This is a genomic window from Streptosporangium sp. NPDC002607 (assembly GCF_053592655.1).
The window spans coordinates 16,640-38,215 of sequence record NZ_JBSFWD010000030.1 but is presented as its reverse complement, the minus strand read 5'-3'; the positions used below and the strand labels follow the sequence as shown (position 1 = coordinate 38,215).

Genomic DNA, 21,576 nt, shown 5'->3' with positions numbered 1-21,576 from the left:
TCCTTCAGTCGAGAATGCTCCGGTTCGGACCAGGTCAGCCGGCGGCCGGGACGGGCGGGAGGGGGAGCACGCCCAGTCCGGAGCCGGTGAACCCGTTGCGCTTCGGGTCGTTGATGATCTTGAGGCTGGACTCGCAGGTCAGGTCCACGGACTCCCAGACCAGCTCGTCGTCCTGCTCGACCAGCTCGTGCAGCTGGACGTGCACCGTGTACGGGTAGACCCCGGGCCGGCTCGTGTCCACGGTCGCGGCCCAGTACCAGCCGTCGTAGATCATGTCGGGTGACCCGTACTGGGCCGGGTACATGATCTTCTCGGTGACGGCCTGGCCGGTGATATCGGTGATCACCGGAGCCGGGTAGTTGTACGCGCCGGGGCTGCTCGTGGTCCTGCCGGTGACGTCCAGCAGCTTGGCCTCGGTGAGGCCGCGCCCGCCGCCCGACTTGCGGGCGCGCTTGCCGACCCGCTGCTGCAGCCGCTTGAGATCGGCGCCGCTCACGCCGCCCTCGCCGCTGAGCGCGGCCAGCTCCTCCAGCGTGCGCCGGTCGTCGGCGCGTTCCTGCTCGGCCAGGTAGTTGCGCGGCACCGTCGGGGGGATCGACCCCAGCGCCGCGGGCAACCAGTTCAGCACCTGCTCGGTCGCCTGCGACCCGTCGAGGAAATGGGTGCCGGGCACGATCGTCACCAGCTGCTCGGTGCCCACCCCGACCGAGCCGAGCAACTTCATGTTGTCGAACCAGTACGTGTTGCCGTCGAGCGACCGCGTCCGGAGCGCGTTCTCGACGTCGAAGAGCACGATGATCCCGTGTTGCTGGGCCATGAAACCGCCTTTCGCAGAACGTGGCTCACACGCGCAGCAGCGCGGGCGAGTCGATGTGCAGCACGCTGTTGGGTCCTTCGTGGAGCTTGAGGGAGAGCCGGTACCGGTACGGGACACCGGGCGTCATGTCGTAGGGCACGACGCCCTCCCACACCAGGAGGTCGTAGTTCTCGTGCCCGTTGGAATCGATGGCGTCGGCCCCGGTCCCGGGTGCCGGAACGGTGGCGGGCTCCACCGGGTGCGGCGGCACGGTCTGGTCGGCCGGGGGCAGGACGGTCGCACCGGACAGGAACTCGATGGCCTGAATCTCGACCGGAGTCTGCACGTCCACGTGGATGGGCGTCCACTGGACGACCTGTCCCGGGACCACCACCGTGACGAGGTCGGGAGTTCCCTGGTGCCGGCTCCCCGCCGAGCTGTCGTCGACCAGCGAGAGGTTGCCGTTGTGCAACGTCCGGTCGGACAACGCCCCGACGGCGTCGACCATCACGACGATGCTGATCCTGTCTTTCATCGATCCTCCCTTGTCGGATGTCATTCGGGCGTACGGGCCGCCAGGTGCTCAGCCCCGGTCCCTGACCAGTGGCGTCTTGCCGACGGTGGTCCGCTCGATCTGCGGTGAAGAAGGTGGCACGAACACCAGCCGGAACCCGTATCCGGTCTGCTCGATGGCCGCCGCGTTGGCCTCCCGGTCGTTGAAGAGCGACAGGGAACTCGGCAGCGCCTGGGTGAACAGCTGCCGCGTCCCGCTCGGGCCGAGGGCGTGCTCGACGGCCGCGGCCGTGCCCTCGGCGTCGTCCACCGCCACCAGCAGGGTGAGGGTCCGGTCCTCACGGTGGTTGTGGAACTGGACCTCGTGCGCGACCAGGTCCAGGTCGACGCCGACCGTCGAGCACAGCCGCCCGCGCAGGGCCGCGTAGGCCAGCGTCGCCGAATACTGGCTGTCGTTGAGGTGCAGCACGTCGGCGGTGCGCCCGGCGAACTCGAATCGCTCGGTGCGCAGGCCGGGCCCGTTCAGGGCGGGGCGGCGGATCATCCGATCGCCGAGCTTGAGCCGGAGCAGCGGCGTCTCGTCGGCGTGCAGCCGGGTGACGACCAGCTCGCCCTCCTCACCTTCGGCGACGGCGCGGCCGTGCTCGTCCACGATCTCCACCAGATGCAGCCCCGGCACGGCGGAGAGCGCCGGCGAGGTGTGGTCGAGCTGGAGCCCGACGCACTCGGCCTGGGTCGCGGCGAAGTAGCTGAGGATCGACACGTTGGGGAAGAACGCCCGCAGCTCGTCGCGCTTGCGCTGCGGCAGGGAGCCGCTGCCGTACATGGCGACCCGGAAGCTCTCCCTGGCGTGCGGGGGCAGTCCCGCGCCCAGCTCGGGCAGGAGCGCGATGCCGGCGGTGATGCCCATCAGCGCCTTGTGGCCCGGGTAGGAGAACATGTGCTCCAGTACCGGCGCGCTCACCGGCCCCGCGCCGATGTAGTTGACCCCCGGGACGTGGGACAGGACGCCGCCGACCATGGTCCCGCTGCTCCACATCTGGTAGTCGGCCAGGGTGGTGAACAGCCAGCGCGGCGCGGGGCCGCGCAGGTAACGGCCGAGCTGGTAGGCGCCCATGAACGCCCCGGCGATGCGGTAGGTGTCGCGCAGTTCCCGCAGGGAGTACACGATCTCCAGGGGCATGCCGTCACCGGTGCCACCGCTGGCCACCACCTCGAACCCGCCGTGGCCGAGCGGCACGACCATCCCGGCCCGTGCGCCCATGAACATGTCCCGCTGCACGGTCTTGTCCGAGAGAGGGATCCGCTCCCACTCGGACATGTCGGCGGGGGCTCCGCGGATCCCGAAGTAGTGCAGCCGCTCGCGCCACAGCGGGTTGAGCAGGGCGACGCCGACGAGCTGCTGAAGCCGGCGGAACACCAGCGCGTTCTGAAGGTCGAGCGGGGACTCGCAGTACGGGACTCCGGTGAGCCGCCCGCACTCCTCCAGCTTCCCCGCGAACGACGGCAGCCGGGTGACGTCGTCCACCGAGCGGGGCCGCAGCTCCTCCTCGGGGATCAGCCGTGCCGCCAGCTCCGTCGAGGCGGCGATGTCCAAATCCGTCATGGTCATGAATGACTCCCATTCCGCTGGTCGTGCCGGGCCGCAGTGCTCGCGCGCAGCACCCGTTGCCCGATGTCCCTGATCTCGGCGATGAGCATGGCCAGGTGGTCGGCGTCGATCAGGTGGTTCATCACCACCACGCGCAGCGCCGCCACCCCGTCGATGTCGACCTTGGAGATGAAGAAGCGCCCGCCGCCCCGGATCCGGTTGCGGATCTCCAGCTGCAGCCGGTGCACGGTCGCCGGTTCCAGGCCGTCCGGCCGGTACCGGAAGCACAGGATGTTGGACTCCGGCTCGTGTGCCACGGCGAAGTCCGGCTCGGCGGCGAGCATCCGGTACGCCTGCCGGGCCACCGCGCACAGCCGGTCGATCCTCTGCGCGAACAGCGCCGGGCCGTAGACCGACCAGACCGTCCAGAGCGGCATGATCATCGGGCGTTTCGTGCACTCGAAGTTCTTGTCCGCGCTGTCGTAGGCGCTGTAGACGTCCGGTTCCTCGTCGAAGACGTAACTGGCGCGCTGCCGGAACGCACCGCGCGCCGTCGCGCCGTCGCGGTAGAAGAGCAGCGTGCACGGCGCCGGCATGAACAGCATCTTGTGGGCGTCCCAGGTCAGCGAGTCAGCCTGCTCGATGCCGCGCAGCCTGCCCCGGTGCCGGTCCGACAGCAGCAGGCTCGCCCCATGCGCCCCGTCCACATGGAGCCAGAGACCATACCGGCGTGCCACGGCCGCGAGCTCCTCCAGCGGGTCGAAGGCGCCCATCGACGTGGTCCCGGCCGTGGCCACCAGGCAGAACGGTCGCAGACCGCGCCGGTGCGCCTCGTCCAGTACCGGGCCGGCCAGATCGGGGCGGATCCGCCCGGCCCGGTCGACCGGGAGCCGGACGATCTGCCGTTCCCCGATGCCGAGCACCCCGGCCGCCCGGGTCACGCTGTAGTGGGCCTCCTCGCTGACCGCGATGGCCGGGGGACCCGACATGCCGCCGGCGCCGCGCGTCCAGATCTGCGGGAAGGCACGGTTACGGGCGGCCAGCAGCGCGGTCAGGTTGGCCAGGGAGCCCCCCGAGGTCGTCACCATGGCGAACCGGTCGCGGTCCCAGCCGATGAACCGGTTGAGCTCCTCGGCCATGAGCCGCTCGGCGACGTTGGGGAGCTGCCCGGCCTCATAGAAGGAGGAGGGCTGGTTGACCACCGAGCCGACCAGGTCGATGAGGCTGGCCAGCGGCACCACGCCGGAGAACTGCCGTCCCATGTAGCCGGGTGAGTAGACCGGGATGCCGGTCTCCGTGTACAGGTCGACGATCTGGTTCACCCGGTCGGCGTCGAAGTCGGCGATGCGCCGCCGTTCCGGGGTCATCAGTTCCCGCGCGGCCTTCAGCAGCACCGCCGGATCGAGGAGGTCGAGTCCCCGGACCGACCGGTCGCCCAGATACGTCGTCAGGCGGCTGACGATGTCCACGGCGCCGTCGTGGAAACGTTCGGGGTCGAAGGCCGCGGCGAGGCCCGGCATGGGTGACCGGTAGCCTTCGCCGGTCGTCGGCTCTGGAAGTGAACTCTGGACATCGGAAAGTGAACTCGTCATGGAGCAGACTCCAATGATCCGGCGTCGAGAACGCCCATGTGGTCGCGCCTGGACGAGAATTCGAGCATGGTGCATTGAATTCCCAGGCGATCACATGAAGGTTCTCGCGAATAAACGCGTGATCTGCGGTGATGCGTCGAGCGGGAAAGAGATCCTCGGCATACGGGGGCACGGGGGCGGCATTCGTGCCGCTGCTGAGCCGTTCTGGCAGGTTGGAACGGTCCAACTTCGAGAGGGAATGTCGATCGACGATGGCGGGAGATGACATGAGAGGGCCTCATTGCCCTCTGTTCACGCCCTGTTCGAGCAGTTCGGATCAGTCCGGCGGCGATGTCGCCGATGATCAGGATCTGGAGGAGATCTAGCGTGGACGAATCGCGATTAATTCGGCCTGAATTTCATCCGCCGTACACGTTGGCACGCCTGTCATGTAAGTGAGCTAACCATTGATGCCAGGGGGGCGCAAGACCTCGAATGCAGGTGGAGTGACAGATTCCGGCCACAGTTACTTACGCATGGTGATTGAGATGGGGGATGTTCGGTGGATCTCAGCCGTTTTGGGGCTTATGAGTTTTTCTCACAAACCCTGGAGTGAACCCAGAATTCGAGGCCGCCTCAGCGGGCGATCCTATTAACAGGACATTCTTATTGCATGTGGTTGTATTCTCCAAAATGGAGCAGAAGCCTCGATGGGGCGATATGTCGGTCTTTCCCGATGCTTCAGCACTAAAAGGGAAAACCTCTAACGTTTTCGGACAGCGCCAGGCCCGCTGAGGCTCTGGACGGCATCACTCCCGAACCTGCCTGATCACCCCGGCCGACCGCGCCATCAGGCAACCGGTCCGCCTCCCGGCACATCTCCCCGGTCTGCGCGACCTCCGCGGCGAGTTCCTCCCCCAGGACGGGAACCACCGTGATCCGCCAAGCGGTCACGGCCGGGTCGTCGAGGTCGGAGCGAAGGGCCAGTAGATCGCGTACCGTCTCCTCGGCCTGATCGAGCCGCCGCGCGCCGGCAGCAGTGTGGCGCGGCGGCCATGGGCCGCCGCGCCACAGGCGTGGTGTCTCGGGTGTTCGGAGATCAGCTCGCGCTGCAGGAGACCGTCGGCCAGGTCGAGTTGCCGTTGCGCTGGATCGTCACGCCCCAGTTGTTGCCGTTGCCGTTGGGCCTGGCGGTCAGCACCTGGGCGCTGGGGTAGCTCGCACTGATGTTCCAGGTAGCGATGATCTTCGCTGGGGACGGGACGTTCATCGTCACGGTCCAGTTGCTCGAACCGCTGACCGAGACGTTGAGGTTGTACCGGTCACTCCACTGCTGCCCCGCGGACAGCGACGCGGTACAGCCACCGCCACCACCGCCGCCGCCGCCGCCGGAGGAGCCGTCCACCGTTACATTGGAGTTTCCGCTGCTCTGATATCCCTCTGTTGCGAGGATCATGTAATCATGGCTGCCCAGATTCATTCCGTAACGGGCCCATGCGTCGAAGTGGTTGCCGCTGGTTATGGTTCCGCCCGTTTTCTTTGACTGCCGGACGCTCCAGTACTGATTGAAGGTTCTGGTGCCTTCGATGGAGGGGGCGTTGGTTCGCGTCGTCTGGTAGATGTCGTACGTGCCGCCATCGCTGGTGACCGTGCCCTTGTAGGTTCCGGTGGGCCGGTAAGTGCCCCAGTTGTCGACGATGTAATACTCCACGAGTGGGTTTCTCGTCCACCCGTAGAGCGTCAGATATGCATTGCCGGACGGATTGAAGCTGCCTGAGTAGTTCACGGTCCTGCGTCCGCCGGTGCTCCAGCCCTTACCGGCAACGAAATTCCCGGTGTTGCTCCATGAGGTGCTGTAGTTGCCGCCGGATCCCAGTTCCATGGAGACCGACCCGGGACTGTCGGTCCAGAACGAATAGAAGTAGCCGTTGTTGGTGCCGGTCTGATTGGAGGTGATGGCCGCGTGGGCGGGGCCGGGCAGCATCGCCACGGCCACGGCCAGCGCTACCGCGCAGGCACGGCCGACGAGCAGCCTGATGCGGCCGCGTCTGCGGCTCTTCGGGCGAGCGGGGACGTCGTTCATACGCGTGCTTCCTCCTCATGAAGGCCGGCCGGGAGGCCGGGCAGCGTGATACGACCCGGCGGGGCTGTCGGTGACCGGGGGGACGGCCACCGCGCGTCGGCGTCGTACACGTGGGGGGTTGGCCGGTCGTCGTGCGGTCGACGACCGGAGGAGCAGGTCGCGGCGGGTGACTCGGATCGACAGTGGTTGAGGTCCAACGGCGGCGAAAGTATCGGCGTGATGGCGAAAGTGTCGGCCCGACCCTGTGAGTTGTCAACGACTCCCGAAAGCCTACGAAGGTCTGATCTTGGTTAAGGATTTCTCCAGCAAGCATTGCACCTGTTCATTGGCCATGCCCTGACCATCGAGTTCAGGATTGATCAATGAAAATTTCGGAGATTTTCCGAATCATTCGACACCGGGCGCGATGGGGTAGAGCATGATCACGGCTGGCCCGTCGGCGACATTCGGCCAACGCGGCCCCCGCGAGTTCTTCCTCAGTCGGGAAGGACCGAGAGGCCGGACCGGGCGACGATGGCCTGGAGCGCGGCGACATGGCCGGTGTAGGCCGCGCGTCCTTCGCGGGTGAGGCTGAACCACGTTCTGGGGCGCTTGCCGACGTATCCCTTGCGGATCTTCACGTAGCCGGCCGCCTCCAGGGCGCTCGCGTGTTTGGACAGCACCGAGTCACTGACGCCCAGGTTGTCGCGTACGAAGGCGAACTCGGCCTCCTCGGCGGCGGCCAGCAGGGAGACGATCTGCAGCCGGGTCGGCGCGTGGATCGCCGGGTCGAGTCGCGACGTCATCGCTTCGGCGTCTCCGCCCGCCGAGCGGTCCGCGCGGACATCCACCGGGCCAGGAGGGGCGCGGTGACCGCCACGACCACGGTCATGACCGCGCCCATGACGGTACGCGGATAGGCGACGCCGAGTTCCTTGAGCCACAACGCCAGCGCGAAGCCCGCGAGACCGGTGGTGATCAGCCAGGCGGTGAAGCCGGCCCATGCCCATGGATCCGTCATGGAGGAGTGCGGGCGCAGGTTCGCGTTCCTGACGTCGATCACGAACTTGAGGACGGCGACGGCGAGGCCGGCCGACAGGGCCGTCACGGCGATCCAGAGCCACCAGGCGGGGGTGATCTCGGTGACGAACTGCATTCCGGTGACGAAGATCCAGACCGTCACCGGATACCAGGCGGGGAACATCGGCGGTGCGGCGCGCAGGACCCTGTGCTGCGTCTCGTGAACCTGAGCCAGCGACCGCGCGGCCTCTTCGGGGGTGATCTCCATGGGCTGCTCCCTCCTTCTTTCCTACTTGGAAAGTACTTTCCAGTTTCCATATCGTCAAGTACTTTCCAGGATGCCGCATGGAGTGGCCGAGCAGCGCCCGGTTCCGCATCCCGAACCTGGCGCGGCCTTCGGCCGGCCCGTCGAGCACCGCTTCCAGCGGCATCTCGGACGGCGGCGAGTCGGGGGTGGACCTGCAACCGAGGCTCTGCCAGGAGTCGTCCTCATCGAAGTCCTCCTCGTCTTCGTCTCGGGCATCGGGGTCACGGATAGACCGAGATGAAAGGGGGCAGTGCGGCCGCGTCACCGGGCGTGAGAGACGCGGCCGCGGGCGAAGGTCAGCGGACCTTGCCGAAGAACTCGCGGATGTCGGCGGCGACGTGATCGGGCTGCTCCATGGCGACAAAGTGGTGGCCGCCTGGATTGCCTTCCGGCCAGTGAAGGATGGTGGTGTGCCGTTCGGCGAACCGGCGGATTCCGGGCGGCCCGCTGTACACGCCGGTCGGCGCCGCCGTCTGACCCTCCGGCCAGCCGAAGCCCGTGCTGTCGTAGTAGGGCCAGGAGGAGGTTCCCAACGTCCCGGTGAGCCAGTAGAGGCTCACGTTGGTGAGGATCAGGTCGCGATCGATCACCTGCTCCGGCGGTTTCGCGGCGACGGTGAACTCCTTGAACTTCTGCATCATCCAGGCCAGCGCGGCGACCGGAGAGTCGTGCCACCCGTAGGCGAAGGTCTGGGGCGCCGCGCGCAGCAGCCCATGATGGTCCACGCCGCTCATCCAGTCCTGCTTCTGGAGCTGCGCGTAGGCCGCGCGCTCGTCGTCGGTCATCTCGGGAACGTCGTCTTCGGTGGGGAAGCCGAGCCCGCTGATGACATAGACGCCGATCACGTGATCCGGGGCGACCTTGGCGACTTCCGGGGCGACGTACGCGCCGAAGTCCCCACCCTGGGTGCCGTAGCGGTCGTATCCGAGGCGGTGCATCAGCTCCGCCCAGATCCGCGCCACGCGCGTGGCGTTCCAGCCGGTTTCGCGCGGCGGCGCGGAGAACCCGAATCCGGGCACCGACGGCACGACGACGTGGAACGCCTGAGACGGGTCGCCGCCGTGCGTGCGGGGATCGGTGAGGGGGCCGATGAGGTCGGTGAACTCCACGAACGAGTTCGGCCAGCCGTGGGTGAGGATGATCGGCAGGGCGTCGGGCTCGGCGGAACGCACGTGCAGGAAATGGATGTCCTGACCATCGATCTCGGTCATGAACTGCGGAAACCCGTTCAGCCGCGCCTCGTGCCGGCGCCAGTCGTACTCGCCGCGCCAGTATTCGGCCAGGTCCTTGAGGTAGCCGGCGGGGACGCCCCGGCTCCACTCCTCGCCGGGCAGCTGCCGGAGCCACCGGGTGCGGGCCAGCCGGTCGCGCAGCTCGTCCAGGTCTACCTGGGGGATATCGATGCGGAAGGGGCGGACCTCGGTGCTCATGACTCTCCTCAGTGGGTGCGCGATACCCCGCCACGTCGTCCCCAGGCAGGCCCGGGTGGTACGTCGCGGTGACGTGATCGAGAGTAGGAACCATCTAGGTCAGTTCCTGACCTAGATGGCCAGGCATGATGGACCCCATGAGCGACACCCCCGCACGACTGCTCAAACTGCTGTCTCTGCTGCAGACCCCGCGTGAATGGCCTGGCAGCGAGCTGGCCGAGCGCCTGGGAGTCAGCCCCCGGACGATCCGCCGGGATGTCGATCGCCTGCGCGAGCTGGGTTATCCGGTACAGGCGGCGATGGGGGCGGTGGGCGGCTACCGGCTCGCCGCCGGTAAGGCCATGCCTCCGTTGCTGCTGGACGATGAGGAGGCGGTGGCCATCGCGGTCGGCCTGCGCATGGCGGCCGGGACTCCGGTGGACGGCATCGAGGAGGCGTCCGTGCGGGCCCTGGCCAAGCTGGAGCAGGTGCTGCCGTCCCGGCTGCGCCACCGGGTCGCCGCACTGGCCACAGCCCTGGTCTCGATGCTGACCGGGAACGAGCCGAGCGTTGATCCGCGGAACCTGACGGTGCTCGCCGGGGCCGCCGCCAACCGCGAACGCCTGCGGTTCGCCTATCGGGCGGGCGACAGGAGCAAGAGCAGACGCCTGGTCGAGCCGTACCGTCTGGTGGCGGCCGCACGCCGCTGGTACCTCCTGGCCTACGACAACGATCGCGACGACTGGCGGACCTTCCGCGTCGACCGAATCAGTGATCCGAGGCCGACCGGCGTGCGGGTCCCGCCCCGCGAGCCGCCCGAGCAGGACGCGGCCGCCTTCATCACCGACAAGCTGTACTCGTCGGCACCCACCTACGAGGTGCTGGCGACCCTGCGTCTTCCGGCCGGCCAGGTGGCTCAACGGCTCGGCGCCGCCCCGGGCGACGTCCAGCCGATCGACGAGCACAGCTGCCGCCTGCACGAGCGCGCCGACACCCTGGAGTGGCTGGCTTCCCGGCTGCTCATGCTCGGCTGCGAGTTCCAGGTGCACGAGCCGCCGGAGCTGCTGGCGTACCTGCGTGCGGCGGGCGCCCGCGCCGTCCGCGCCGCAGGGGGTCCCCTTTGACCTGCCCAGACCGGCTTAACGCACGAAACGGTTCCGTTGCAGGTCCACCCCCGAGTCGCGGCCCCGCAAGAGCGAATCCGCCCGCCGGCCGCGAACCCGTACGTCAGGCCGGTGGTCGAGGCCCGCGACGTCGAGGCTCTCGGCCTCGACGTCGCGCACTACGTGCTGGACCTGGACGATCCACGCTGCACCGCCCCCGAGCCCTTCGCCCGCTGGTACGCGAGAAAGCCCGGCACCGTGCCCGGCGACTTCCCGTTCACTGCCGACCAGGTCCGCTCGAACCCCTGGGTCGCGTCGTTTCAGAGGTGCCGTAGCCGGCGGCGGTTCAGTCGGTGCCGAACTCCATCGCGGCGCGGTCGAGCATCTCGTCGTCGCCGGAGACCTCGCCGCGTGAGGCGATGGCCTCGGCGCCGCCCTGCGGCATCGCGCCGATCAGCCCGGTCGAGGCCGCCTGGGCGGCGCCGATGAGCGCGGCATGGGTGGTGCCGACCATGCCGAGGCTGGCGTACTGCTCGAGCCTGGCGCGCGAGTCGGCGATGTCGAGGTTGCGCATGGTGAGCTGGCCGATCCGGTCCACCGGGCCGAACGCCGAGTCCTCGGTACGCTCCATCGACAGCTTGTCCGGGTGGTAGCTGAAGGACGGGCCTGAGGTGTCCAGAATCGAGTAGTCCTCACCGCGCCGCAGCCGCAGCGTCACCTCACCGATGACCGCCGTGCCGACCCAGCGCTGCAGCGACTCTCGCAGCATCAGCGCCTGCGGGTCGAGCCAGCGGCCCTCGTACATCAACCGGCCGAGCCGCCGTCCCTCGGTGTGGTAGCTCGCCAGGGTGTCCTCGTTGTGGATCGCGTTGACCAGCCGTTCGTACGCCGCGTGCAGCAACGCCATCCCAGGCGCCTCGTAGATGCCCCGGCTCTTGGCCTCGATCACCCGGTTCTCGATCTGGTCCGACATGCCCAGGCCGTGCCGTCCGCCGATCGTGTTCGCCTCCATCACCAGGTCGACCGGGGTGGCGAACTCCTTGCCGTTGATCGTCACGGGGCGGCCCTGGTCGAAGCCGATGGTCACGTCCTCGGCGAGGATCTCGACCGTGGGATCCCAGAATCGCACGCCCATGATCGGGTCCACGGTCTCGATGCCGTTGTCAAGGTGTTCCAGGGTCTTGGCCTCGTGGGTGGCGCCCCAGATGTTGGCGTCGGTCGAGTAGGCCTTCTCGGTGCTGTCGCGGTAGGGCAGGTCGTGGGCGAGCAGCCACTCCGACATCTCCTTGCGACCGCCGAGCTCGGACACGAAGTCCGCGTCGAGCCAGGGCTTGTAGATGCGCAGGTGGGGGTTGGCGAGCAGGCCGTACCGGTAGAACCGTTCGATGTCGTTGCCCTTGAACGTCGAGCCGTCGCCCCAGATCTGCACGTCGTCCTCGATCATCGCCCGGACCAGCAGGGTCCCGGTGACGGCGCGACCGAGCGGCGTGGTGTTGAAGTAGGCGCGCCCGCCCGAGCGGATGTGGAACGCACCGCAGGTGAGCGCGGCCAGGCCCTCCTCGACCAGCGCCGCGCGGCAGTCGACCAGGCGCGCGATCTCGGCGCCGTACGTCACCGCGCGGCCGGGCACCGAGGCGATGTCGGGCTCGTCGTACTGGCCGATGTCGGCGGTGTAGGTGCACGGAACGGCACCCTTGTCGCGCATCCACGCGACGGCGACCGAGGTGTCGAGGCCGCCGGAGAAGGCGATGCCGACGCGCTCGCCGGCGGGCAGGGAGGTGAGAACCTTGGACATAAACAAGATTATGCACTGCGCTGCATGGTCATGCAAACTCTCGATCCGCGGCTCGCGATCTTGCGCGGAGGCCGGGGCCACCTGCGCTGTTCACCGAACACCACTCACCCCCGTGGGAGTACGGACTCCCCGCCCGGCGTGAGCCGGTCACCCGGAGAAAGAGAGACGGCCCCGAGCCGGTGCGACCAGCACCGTCTCAGGGCCTTGATCAATTCACCCCGCTGGACCAGCAGAAAGATCCGTGCTCGACCGTGGGAGACACGATCGCCCGGCCGACGCGCTCGATGCCGTCTTCGCGGGCCCCGATGGCCCGTGGGTGGTCACCCCACCAGGCGCCTCAGAGCTTGCCGAGGCCTCGGGCGAGGATCGTCGCGGTGTCCGCGATCACCTGGTTGTCGAGGACCGCGTCCGCGGCCCTGCCGTTGGTGTAGATCGACATGATGATGGGCGCGGCCGACTTGCCGGGCCAGACGATCGCGATGTCGTTCGCGGCCGCGTACTGCGAGGTCGTGCCGGTCTTGTCGCCGACCTTCCAGGTCTTGGGCAGGCCCGCGCGGATGCGGGCGTCGCCGGTCTGGTTCGCGATCAGCCAGGTGTTCAGCCGCGCCCGGTCCTTGGCGTTGAGGGCCTTTCCTACCGTGACCGCGCGCAGGTCACGGCCCATGGCCGCGGGCGTCGTGGTGTCGCGCCTCTCCCTGGGGTTCCAGTCGTTGAGCTCGGTCTCCCACCGGTCCAGCCGGGAGATCGGGTCCTTCAGCGTCCGGAGGTAGCCGGTCAGGCCCGCCGGGCCGCCGAGCTGCTTGAGCAGCATGTTGCCCGCGGTGTTGTCGCTCTGGGTGATGGCCGCCTCGCACAGCTGCGCGACGGTCAGCCCGTCCTTGACGTGATCCTTGGTGACCGGGGAGTTCTCCTTCACCTCGGCGTCCGTCCAGCGGACGACCTTGTCCATCAGGCCGGGCTCTGAGGTGCGGGCCTTGTGCAGCACGGCCGCGGCGGCCATCGCCTTGAAGGTGGAGAGCATCGGGAAACGCTCGCCCGCACGATAGGTGACCGTCTTACCGGTGGCGGTGTCGATGGCGTACGCGCCGACGCGGACCTTGAAGGACGCCTCCAGCGTGCGCAGTTCCTTCCTGGCCTGGGCCTCGCCCGATACCACCTGGGTCGCCGGCGAGGCGGCGGACGCGGTGGACGCGTGGCCTGCCGCGGTGATGCCCGTCAGCGGGACGAGCGTGAGTGATGCCAGCACCGAGAGTGCGGCCTGTCGCAGACGCATGGTGATGCCTTCCGGTTGTGGGTTGGATGCGACAGGCAGTCTCACGCCGCCGGTCGATGCGGTCAAAGACAGAAACAGCGATTTCCATGCTGAAATGGCATACGATCATCTCGTGGACGTCCTCGGAGCCTGGCGAGTGTTCGTCAATGTGAGCGAACGAGGGAGCTTCACGGAGGGGGCGGCGGCCGCCCGGGTGCCGCAGTCGGTCGCGAGCCGCCGGATCGCCGCCCTGGAGAAGCACCTCGGGGAGCAGTTGTTCGACCGGTCGTCGCGCGGGGCGGTACTCACCCAGTTCGGCCGGGACATGCTTCCGTCGGCGAAGCGTCTCGTCCGCCTGGCCGACGACATGGAGTACGAGGCGGAGCAGGCCAAGCTCAGTCCACTCCGGCTCGCCGTTCCCGGCATCGTGCCCGTTCGCGACCTGGCACGCCTTGACGCGGAGGCCCGCCAAAAGGGCGTCTACCTGCACTTTCATACTGCCCCACCGGCCGAACGGGCGGAACTCGTCCGCTCTCGCGAGGTCCGCGCCGCCCTCATCGCCGTACCGCCCGGCGACGCGACCTGGTCGGTACGGCTCGGACTCGCCGGCGCCGCGGACCTCCCCGTGCAGACGGTCTACATCGAGACGCTCCGCGCCGGCCGCGCCGCACGGTCGTCACCGAGGCGCCGGATCTGGATCCAGCCCGAGGACGACGTCCCGCACATCCGCGACCCGATGTTCCGGATCCGGGATGCCGTCGGCCTCCAGCCCGCACAGGTCGGCGTCTCGGCGACGCTCACCTCCGCCGTGGCGGAGGTCCTCGGTTCAGCGGATCTCCTGCTCTGCCCGGTCGGGCAGGCCGAGGAACTGGGGCTACACTGGCGCCCCGTCGGCGAGATCCAACTCGTCCGCGGCTTCGAGGTGTCGGCCGCCGTCGGGAACGACGCGGAGCGCATCCGGACCCGGCTCTGGCACCCGATCGCCCGCTGCCTCGGCGCGTACGACCAGGCATGATCAGGACGGAGGGACACCATCAAGGTCGAGCAGCTGATGCGACAGCTCCGGCGAGAGCTCGACGACGCCGGACTGAACGGATCGTTCCTGGTCCGGGATCTGCACACCGGTGACGAGATCGGTATCGAGCCGGACCTCGAGTTCCCGATCGCCTCGCTCGTCAAGGTCCCGCTCGCCATCGCGACGCTCGAACGCATCCGGAAGGGAGAGCTCAACGGCTCCACCCAGATCCTGGTGCGGCCGACCGGGATCACCGTGCCGGGACCGACCGGGCTGGGCAGGTTCCGGCACCCGACCCGGGTCGCCATCGACGACCTGCTCTACCTCAGCATCGCGGTGAGCGACAGCACGGCGGCGGACGCGCTCTTCGCCCTCACTCCGCCCACCGAGGTCTCGGCGACGCTGCACGGGCTGGGGCTCCACGGCATCGCGATCCGCCACACCGTCCAGGAGCTCATCGAGACTCCGGCGGAACGTCTCGATCCCGGCGAGGTCCACCTCGCCCACTTCCTCGCCATCGAGGCGGGAACGGCCGGGCGGGGGCACCGGGTCCCGCAACTGGACGTGACCCGCGCGAACTCGGGATCCGCGCGGGCCTTCGTCGAACTCCTGCAGGCACTGTGGACCCCGGCTTCGATCGACCCTGGCGTGGCCGAGCGGGTACGGGGCCTGATGGCCGACAACCTCCTGCGCCAGAGGCTGACCCCCGATTTCAGCTCCGACGCCTCCAGATGGTCCTCCAAGACCGGAACGCTGCTCAACCTCCGGCACGAGGTCGGCGTCGTCGAGCACACCGACGGCCAGGCCTTCGCCGTCGCCGTACTCACCGAATCGCGCGTACCGGCCATCAGCCAGCCAGGAGCCGAGGCACTCATGGCACAGGTCGCACGAACCCTCCGCGACCGGCTACGACATGACAGGCTGTAGTCCGACCTTGCCGACGAGAGCCGCCCAGGTGTCACATACTGGGTCAGCTCGGGGGCTGGCTCGCGCGCATAATTAGAGATCTTCGCAAATAAGGGGCGCTTTGCACCGGCAGGGCCTGTGTCAACTTTAATGAATCATTCCTCCGGTGCAGCCCTATGATCGTCACATCCGGGTTGCGGTCGGTCAGCCGAGCAGTGCCGAGAGCCTCGTGTCCGGGGCCAGCACGGTACGGGTGAGCAGCGCGGCCACCCGGGCCAGGCGGTCCTCGGCCTCCTTCCGGTCCCAGAGTTCGACGGCGTACTCCAGGTCGAGCACCACCCGCTCCCCCGCCATCCCGGCGTACATCTCCAGCTCGTAGCGGTTGGCCCTGGTGTGCACGTAGTCGAAGCCGACCTCGCAGCCGGCCAGTTCCGGCACCGCGGGGCCGTCGCCCGCCCAGTCGGAGGTCACCTGGAACAGTGGCATCCTGCGCGGGTCGGGGTGGATCTTCAGTGCCCGTACCACCTCGTTGAACGGGGTGCTCTGGTGCGCGTACGCCTCCAGGACGGTCCGGCGCACCCGCCCGGCCAGCTCGGTGAAAGTGGGGTCGCCACCGCAGTCGAGGCGGAGCGCCACCATGTTGACGAAGCAGCCGACCACGCCCTCCAGGCCGGGCAGCGGGCGGTTGTCGGCGGTGGTGCCGATCACCACGTCGTCCTGGCCGCTCCACTGGGCCAGCATCGCGGCGAAGGCGGCGGTCACCAGCATGTAGGGCGTGCTCCTGCTCCGCCTGGCCAGCGCGAGCAGCCGGCGCGAGTCCGCGGGCGGCAGATGATGGGCGATCATCTCGGTGTCGCGGCTCTCCCGCCGCCCGTCGCGCGTCCTGGGCAGGACCAGTTCGGGGGCCTCGCGCAGCCGTTCCCGCCAGAACCGCTCCGAGGCGGCGGCCTCGGGTCCGCCGAGCCAGGCCTGCTCCCAGGCCACGTAGTCGGAGAAGCGCAGGTGCGGTGTGGCGGGCGCGGTGTCGCGGTCGGAGTACAGCCGGCCGAGCTCGCCCACCAGCAGTCCCATCGAGACGCCGTCGGTGACCAGGTGGTGCTGGATGAGCGCGAGGACGTGGTCGCCGTCGCCTAGACGGTAGAGAGTGGCCCGCACCAGGGGGGCGGCGGACAGGTCGAAGCCGCGCTCGGCGTCCCGGGCGGTACGGCGGGCCGCCTCCGCCGCCCGCCCGGCCTCGGGCAGGCCGGTGAGGTCCTCGACGGGCAGCTCGACGCGCACCCCGGCGTCGAAGCGCAGCACCGGCACGTCGCCCACCAGCGCCACCCGGGCGCGCAGGTTCTCGTGCCGGGCGACGAGCGCGTCGAGAGCGCCGCGCAGCGCGTCCACGTCGAGCGGGCCGCGCACCCGGTAGGTGACGGCGGCGATGAAGTCCCGGGCGTCGCCGCCCGCGAGCTGCTCGTTGATCCAGATCTGCAGCTGCGCGGTGGAAAGCGCGCAGCCGCCTGGCTCCGCGCCGTCCGATACGGCCTGCCCGGCGGGCTCGGCGTGGTCCGTGTCGTCAGGCGTCTGCTCCGGCTCCGGTTCCCCGGCCTGTCCCGCGGTGGGGTCCGTGCGACCGGCACCGCCGGTCGTCTGCCCCATCATGGGCTGCCCCGCGCGGTTGGCGCGGCTCGCGTCGGCGAGCGTGTGTTCCAGCGCGGGATACCTGGCCGCCAGGTAGTCGGCCAGGTCGGCGGGGGTGCAGTGCTCGAAGAGGGCCATCAGCGGGACGCGTACGGCGAGCGCCGAGGCGATCTCGCGTACCAGCCGGGCCGCCAGCATCGAGTGGCCGCCCAGGGCGAAGAAGTCGTCGTCCGGCTCCACCTCGTCGAGGTTCATGACGCGCGCCCAGATGACGCAGAGCGCGGCCTCCAGGGCGGGCGGCCCGGCCCGCTCGCCGATCTCGGCCGCCTCGGGCAGCAGGGCGGTCCTGATGCGGCCGTCCTCGCCGCGCGGGATGTGGTCGACCGCCACGATGGCGGCGGGCACCATGTACTGCGGCAGCCGCTCGACCAGAACGGTCCGCAGATCGCCGGGCGACTGTTCCGCGACGGCGTAGGCGACCAGCTCCCGTCCCGCGCCGCCCTCGACCGCGATGACCGCGGCGTCGCGTACGGCGGGGTGAGCGCGCAGGACCTCCTCGACGTCCTCCAGTTGCACCTGGAAGGAGCCGAAGCTGACCAGCCGGTCCTCGCGTCCGCGTTCGACCACCCGCCCGTCGGGCCTGCGGGCGGCCAGGCGGCCGGTGTGCCCGTGCTCGCCGGAACGGCGGACCAGCTGGCCGACGGCCCCGGCGGGCAGCACATTGCCGTCGGGATCGAGCACGCTCACGTCGCCCTGGGTGAGGGTGGCCCACTCCTCCGGGGAGATCATCGGGATGTCCGAGAGGGGCTGGGCGGGGTCGGCGGCGACCGCCCGCAGCACCCGCTCGTAGTGGCGCATCAGGCGGGCGATCGTGGCCTCGTCGAAGAGGGCGTCGTCGTACTCGACGAAGAAGTCGACCCGGTCACCCCGCCGTACCGCCTCGACCGCGACGTCGAAGCGGGACCGGCCGCGCGTCACCTCGACCTCGGCGGCGGGCACGCCGCCGATGGAGCACTCGGCCGCGCCGGCGTCCCACATGGTGAAGACGACCTGCACCAGGGGGGTGTGCCCGGCGTCGCGCTCGGGCTGCAGGAACTCCACGAGCTTCTCGAACGGCACGTACTGGTGGTCGAAGGCGTCGAAGGCGGCCTCGCTGACCGCGTCGGCCAGCTCGGTGAAGGGGACCTCGCCCGCCGGGCGCAGCCGTACCGGCACGATGTTGGCGAAGAAGCCGAGCGCGCCGTCGAACTCGCGTCCGGGACGGCCGGGTGCGCCGGTGCCCAGCACCATGTCGCCGCGTCCGGTGTAGCGGTAGAGGGTGGCGGCGAAGGCGGCCAGCAGCACTGTGAAGAGGGTGCCGCCGACCCGCTCGGCGACCTCGCCGAGCGGGTCGGTCAGGTCTCCGGCGAGCGGGAAGCGCTCGCGCCTGCCCGCGCTGTCCCGCCGGCGCGGCCGGGGCCGGTCGGCGGGCAGCTCCAGCACCGTGGGCGCGCCGTCGAGCGCCCGCCGCCAGTGGTCGACGTCGGCGGCCAGGCGGCCGCCGGCGAACTGCTCGCGCTGCCAGCGGGCGAAGTCGCCGTACTGGGCGGGCCGCTCGTCCAGCGGCCCACCCGATGACTCCCCCTGCGACCTGGCCAGGGTCTCGCCCGCCGGCTCGATCGAGGTCCCACCGTGCGGCTCGCCCCGGTAGGCCGCGTCCAGCTCGTCGAGCAGCAGGTTCATCGAGAAGCCGTCGCTGATGATGTGGTGCACCCCGAGCACGAGCGCCTGCCGCTCCGAGCCGAGCGTGACGAGCGAGGCGCGCAGCAGCGGCCCCGAGGCCAGATCGTAGGGGGCCTCGGCGACCTCGCGGGCGTACTCCATGAGCGCCTGCTCGCCGCCGACGGACGCCTCGCGCAGTACGGGGCCTCGCGCCCAGATCGCCTGCACCGGTTCGGTTCCCTGGTAGACGAAGGTGGTGCGCAGCACGTCGTGCCGGGCCACCACCCGCTCCAATGCCCGGCCGAGCCTGGCCGCGTCCAGCGTGCCGTCCAGGACGAGTACCTTCAGTTCGTTGTACGAGCCGTTGCCGGGATCGTCCTGCTCGACGAACCAGAGCTGCTCCTGCAGGTAGGAGAGCGGGGCGGTGCGGACGGGCAGTCCGGTCACGACGCTGTCTCCGTCCTCCTGGCGATCACCCACAGGAAGCGCGACTCCCCGAGCGGTGTCCGCTGTGCCACGACCTCCTCGCGCTCGGGTACCAGGCCCGCCGCGCGCAGCAGCTGAAGGTTCTCCTGGGTGGGGAAGCCGGAGAAGAACATGGTCGAGCCGAACCACTCCTCGATCGCGCCGGGGATGTCCTCGGTCATCAGGGTGGCGAGCAGCAGACCGCCCGGCTTCAGCCAGCGGGCGATGTCGCCCAGCAGGCCGGGCAGTTCCTCGCGCGGCAGGTGGGTGAGGGTGTAGATGGACACGACGGCGTCGAAGGAGGCGTCGGGGAACCGTGCCTCCGCCATGTCGGCCTGCACGAGCGTCGCGCCGGGCAGTGTCCTCTCGGCGAGCTTGAGTTGCTCGGCGGAGATGTCGACGGCGGTGAGGGCGTGCGCCTCGGCCAGGCGGCGCGAGGACTCGTGCCCGCCGCCGACGCCCAGCTCCAGCACCGAGCCGCCGGCGGGCAGCATCGCGAGCAGGTGGCCGGTCCACTCCATACGGGGGCCGTCGGAGAACTCCGACTGGAAGGCGGCGTAGCGGTCGGCGATGTCGTCCCAGCCCTCGCGGACGATGTCCTTGAGATCGGAGCGGACCTCTGAGTCGACGGCGTCGGCGACTCCGGCGATGGTGGGCCGGTCGAAGAAGTCGGCGACCGGCACCTCGATGCCGAAGATCGTGCGGACCCGGCCAAGGAGCTGGATGACCTGGATGCTGGTGCCGCCCAGCTCGAAGAAGTGGTCGTGCGGGCCGAGGGAGTCGACGCCGAGCAGCGGTTTCACGATCTCCTCGGCCACCCTGCGCCTGGTCGGCGTCCACTCGGCGCCATCGTCGGTACCGGCGCCGGTGCCGGTGCCGGCGCGTTCCTGTCGGGCCGCGGCCAGGGCGTCGCGGTCGACCTTGCCTGCCGGGGTGAGCGGGATCTCCGGGACGTGGACGAACTCGTTGGGGACCAGCGGGGCCGTCAGCCACCGGGCGGCGGTCTCGCGCAGCTCGGTCACGCCGGGCGGCTCCCCCGTCGTGGAGACGACGTAGGCGATCAGGCGGGCGTCGCCGTCGCCCCGCGCCTCCGCCTCGACCACGGCGTGCGCGACCGCCGGGTGCCTGCGGAGGGTCTGCTCGATCTCCTCCGGCTCGACGCGGACACCGCGTACCTTGACCTGGCGGTCGGCTCGCCCGGCGAAGACCAGCTCGCCGTCGGCGGTCCAGCGCACCAGGTCGCCGGTGCGGTAGAGCCGCTCGCCCGGCGTGGTGGCGAACGGGTCGGGGACGAAGGAGAGCGCGCTCGTGCCGGGGCGGCCCAGGTAGCCGCGGCCGAGGCCGGGACCGCCGACGTACAGCTCGCCGACCGTGCCGATCGGGACCGGGCACATCGACGCGTCCAGGGCGTAGGCCCGGTGGTTGGGCATGGCGCGCCCGATGGGCGGTGAGGTGTCCCAGCTTCCCCGGCACTCCTGGGTGATCACGCCGACCGTGGTCTCGGTGGGCCCGTAGCTGTTGACGAACCTGCGCCCGGCCGCCCAGCGGGTGGTGAACTCACCCGAGTAGCTCTCGCCGCCGACCGCGAGCACCCGCAGGTCGGGGAAGTCGCCGGGCTCCAGCAGTCTCAGCATGCCGGGGGTGCCCATGTAGACGGAGATGCGCCGCTCGCGCAGCAGGTCGCGGAAACGCTCGGCGGAGGTACGGGTCTCGGCGGCGGCCACGTGCAGGGTGGCCCCCGACAGCAGCGCCCCGAAGGCGTCGAAGGTGGAGACGTCGAAGGCGATCGAGGAGAACTGCACGAGGCGGTCCTGCGGGGAGAGCCCGTACAGGTGCTGGGCGCCCCGGACGAACGCGGTGACCGCGCGGTGCTCGATGAGGACGCCCTTGGGCGTCCCGGTGCTGCCGGAGGTGTACATGACGTAGGCGAGGTTGGCCGGGTGCAGCGGCACCCCGGGATCGCCCTCCTCCCTTCCCGGGTGGTCGTCGACGTTCACCACGAACCACGGGCCCGGCGGCACCTCGGCCTCGGTGGTGGAGTCGGCCAGCACCACGGCGGTGCCGGCGTCGCGCAGGATCGCCTCGACCCGCTCGGGCGGGTTGCCCTCGTCGATCGGGACGTAGGCGCCCCCGGCGGCCAGCGTGCCGAACATGGACACCACCATGCCGGCCGAACGGCGCTGGTAGATGGCGCAGCGGTCCTCAGTGCGCAGGCCGAGGCCGAGCAGGTGCCCGGCCAGTCGGTTGGCGGCGCGGCGCACCTCGTCGTAGCCGAGGGTCGTGCCCTCCTCGTCCGTCAGCGCCGTGGCGGCGGGCGACCTGGCGACCTGGGCGGCGAACCGTTCGATGACGGTCGCCGGCTCGTCGGCCAGCTCGGTGCGGTTCCACTCCTCGACGACCAGGCGCGCGTCGTGCTCCTGGATCGTGTCCATCGGCTCCTCCTTCGG

The 21,576-nt window shown here is 69.7% G+C and carries 15 protein-coding genes; 3 read left to right on the top strand and 12 right to left on the bottom strand.

All coding sequences use genetic code 11. The features are described 5' to 3' along the window. Nucleotides 1–34: 34 nt before the first annotated feature. From ACWD3H_RS29455 to ACWD3H_RS29420, 8 genes are all read right to left on the bottom strand, one after another. Entirely contained in the window at nt 35–817 is a 783-nt protein-coding gene (locus ACWD3H_RS29455; RefSeq protein ID WP_451957301.1) for a hypothetical protein, read from the bottom strand. Between the two features lie 25 nt (nt 818–842). After that, nucleotides 843–1,331, bottom strand: a complete 489-nt coding sequence (locus ACWD3H_RS29450; protein WP_355557543.1) for a hypothetical protein — start codon at nt 1,329–1,331, stop codon at nt 843–845. A gap of 48 nt (nt 1,332–1,379) precedes the next feature. Beyond that, nucleotides 1,380–2,921, bottom strand: a complete 1,542-nt coding sequence (locus tag ACWD3H_RS29445; RefSeq protein ID WP_451957300.1) for a hypothetical protein — start codon at nt 2,919–2,921, stop codon at nt 1,380–1,382. Then, nucleotides 2,918–4,420, bottom strand: coding sequence for a pyridoxal phosphate-dependent decarboxylase family protein (locus tag ACWD3H_RS29440; RefSeq protein ID WP_451957299.1), 1,503 nt, complete (start codon nt 4,418–4,420; stop codon nt 2,918–2,920). Before ACWD3H_RS29440 ends, ACWD3H_RS29445 begins: the two co-directional genes overlap by 4 nt. Nucleotides 4,421–5,570: 1,150 nt before the next feature. Next, nucleotides 5,571–6,554 (bottom strand): glycoside hydrolase family 11 protein, encoded by a 984-nt coding sequence (locus ACWD3H_RS29435; RefSeq protein WP_451957298.1) that lies wholly within the window; start codon nt 6,552–6,554, stop codon nt 5,571–5,573. Between the two features lie 476 nt (nt 6,555–7,030). Further along, a complete protein-coding gene (locus ACWD3H_RS29430; RefSeq protein ID WP_350924973.1) occupies nt 7,031–7,339 on the bottom strand; it encodes a winged helix-turn-helix domain-containing protein in 309 nt (102 codons plus the stop codon). Continuing rightward, nucleotides 7,336–7,821 carry a hypothetical protein gene (locus tag ACWD3H_RS29425; protein WP_451957297.1) on the bottom strand — a complete coding sequence of 162 codons (486 nt, stop codon included), beginning with the start codon at nt 7,819–7,821 and terminating at the stop codon, nt 7,336–7,338. Before ACWD3H_RS29425 ends, ACWD3H_RS29430 begins: the two co-directional genes overlap by 4 nt. Nucleotides 7,822–8,156: 335 nt before the next feature. Continuing rightward, nucleotides 8,157–9,290 (bottom strand): epoxide hydrolase family protein, encoded by a 1,134-nt coding sequence (locus ACWD3H_RS29420; protein ID WP_451957296.1) that lies wholly within the window; start codon nt 9,288–9,290, stop codon nt 8,157–8,159. A gap of 137 nt (nt 9,291–9,427) precedes the next feature. Here ACWD3H_RS29420 and ACWD3H_RS29415 point away from each other — a divergent pair, with 137 nt between their 5' ends. Then, nucleotides 9,428–10,393, top strand: coding sequence for a helix-turn-helix transcriptional regulator (locus ACWD3H_RS29415; protein ID WP_451957295.1), 966 nt, complete (start codon nt 9,428–9,430; stop codon nt 10,391–10,393). Between the two features lie 325 nt (nt 10,394–10,718). Here the strand turns inward: ACWD3H_RS29415 and argG are convergent, their stop codons facing one another. Next, nucleotides 10,719–12,167 (bottom strand): argininosuccinate synthase, encoded by a 1,449-nt coding sequence (gene argG, locus ACWD3H_RS29410; protein ID WP_451957294.1) that lies wholly within the window; start codon nt 12,165–12,167, stop codon nt 10,719–10,721. A gap of 337 nt (nt 12,168–12,504) precedes the next feature. Next, nucleotides 12,505–13,440 (bottom strand): class A beta-lactamase, encoded by a 936-nt coding sequence (gene bla, locus ACWD3H_RS29405; protein WP_451957293.1) that lies wholly within the window; start codon nt 13,438–13,440, stop codon nt 12,505–12,507. Between the two features lie 112 nt (nt 13,441–13,552). On the opposite strand from bla, the gene ACWD3H_RS29400 reads away from it, so the two are divergent. Together ACWD3H_RS29400 and ACWD3H_RS29395 are read left to right on the top strand one after the other, a co-directional pair. Beyond that, on the top strand, nt 13,553–14,434 hold the full coding sequence (locus ACWD3H_RS29400; protein WP_451957292.1) for a LysR family transcriptional regulator: 882 nt from the start codon (nt 13,553–13,555) through the stop codon (nt 14,432–14,434). Between the two features lie 36 nt (nt 14,435–14,470). Then, nucleotides 14,471–15,361: a serine hydrolase gene (locus ACWD3H_RS29395; RefSeq protein ID WP_451957291.1), complete on the top strand. Its 891-nt coding sequence runs from the start codon at nt 14,471–14,473 to the stop codon at nt 15,359–15,361. Nucleotides 15,362–15,544: 183 nt separating this feature from the next. On the opposite strand, the gene ACWD3H_RS29390 is transcribed toward ACWD3H_RS29395, so the two are convergent. After that, nucleotides 15,545–19,111, bottom strand: coding sequence for a condensation domain-containing protein (locus tag ACWD3H_RS29390; RefSeq protein WP_451957290.1), 3,567 nt, complete (start codon nt 19,109–19,111; stop codon nt 15,545–15,547). Beyond that, nucleotides 19,108–21,561, bottom strand: coding sequence for a non-ribosomal peptide synthetase (locus tag ACWD3H_RS29385; protein ID WP_451957289.1), 2,454 nt, complete (start codon nt 21,559–21,561; stop codon nt 19,108–19,110). Before ACWD3H_RS29385 ends, ACWD3H_RS29390 begins: the two co-directional genes overlap by 4 nt. Nucleotides 21,562–21,576 lie beyond the last annotated feature (15 nt).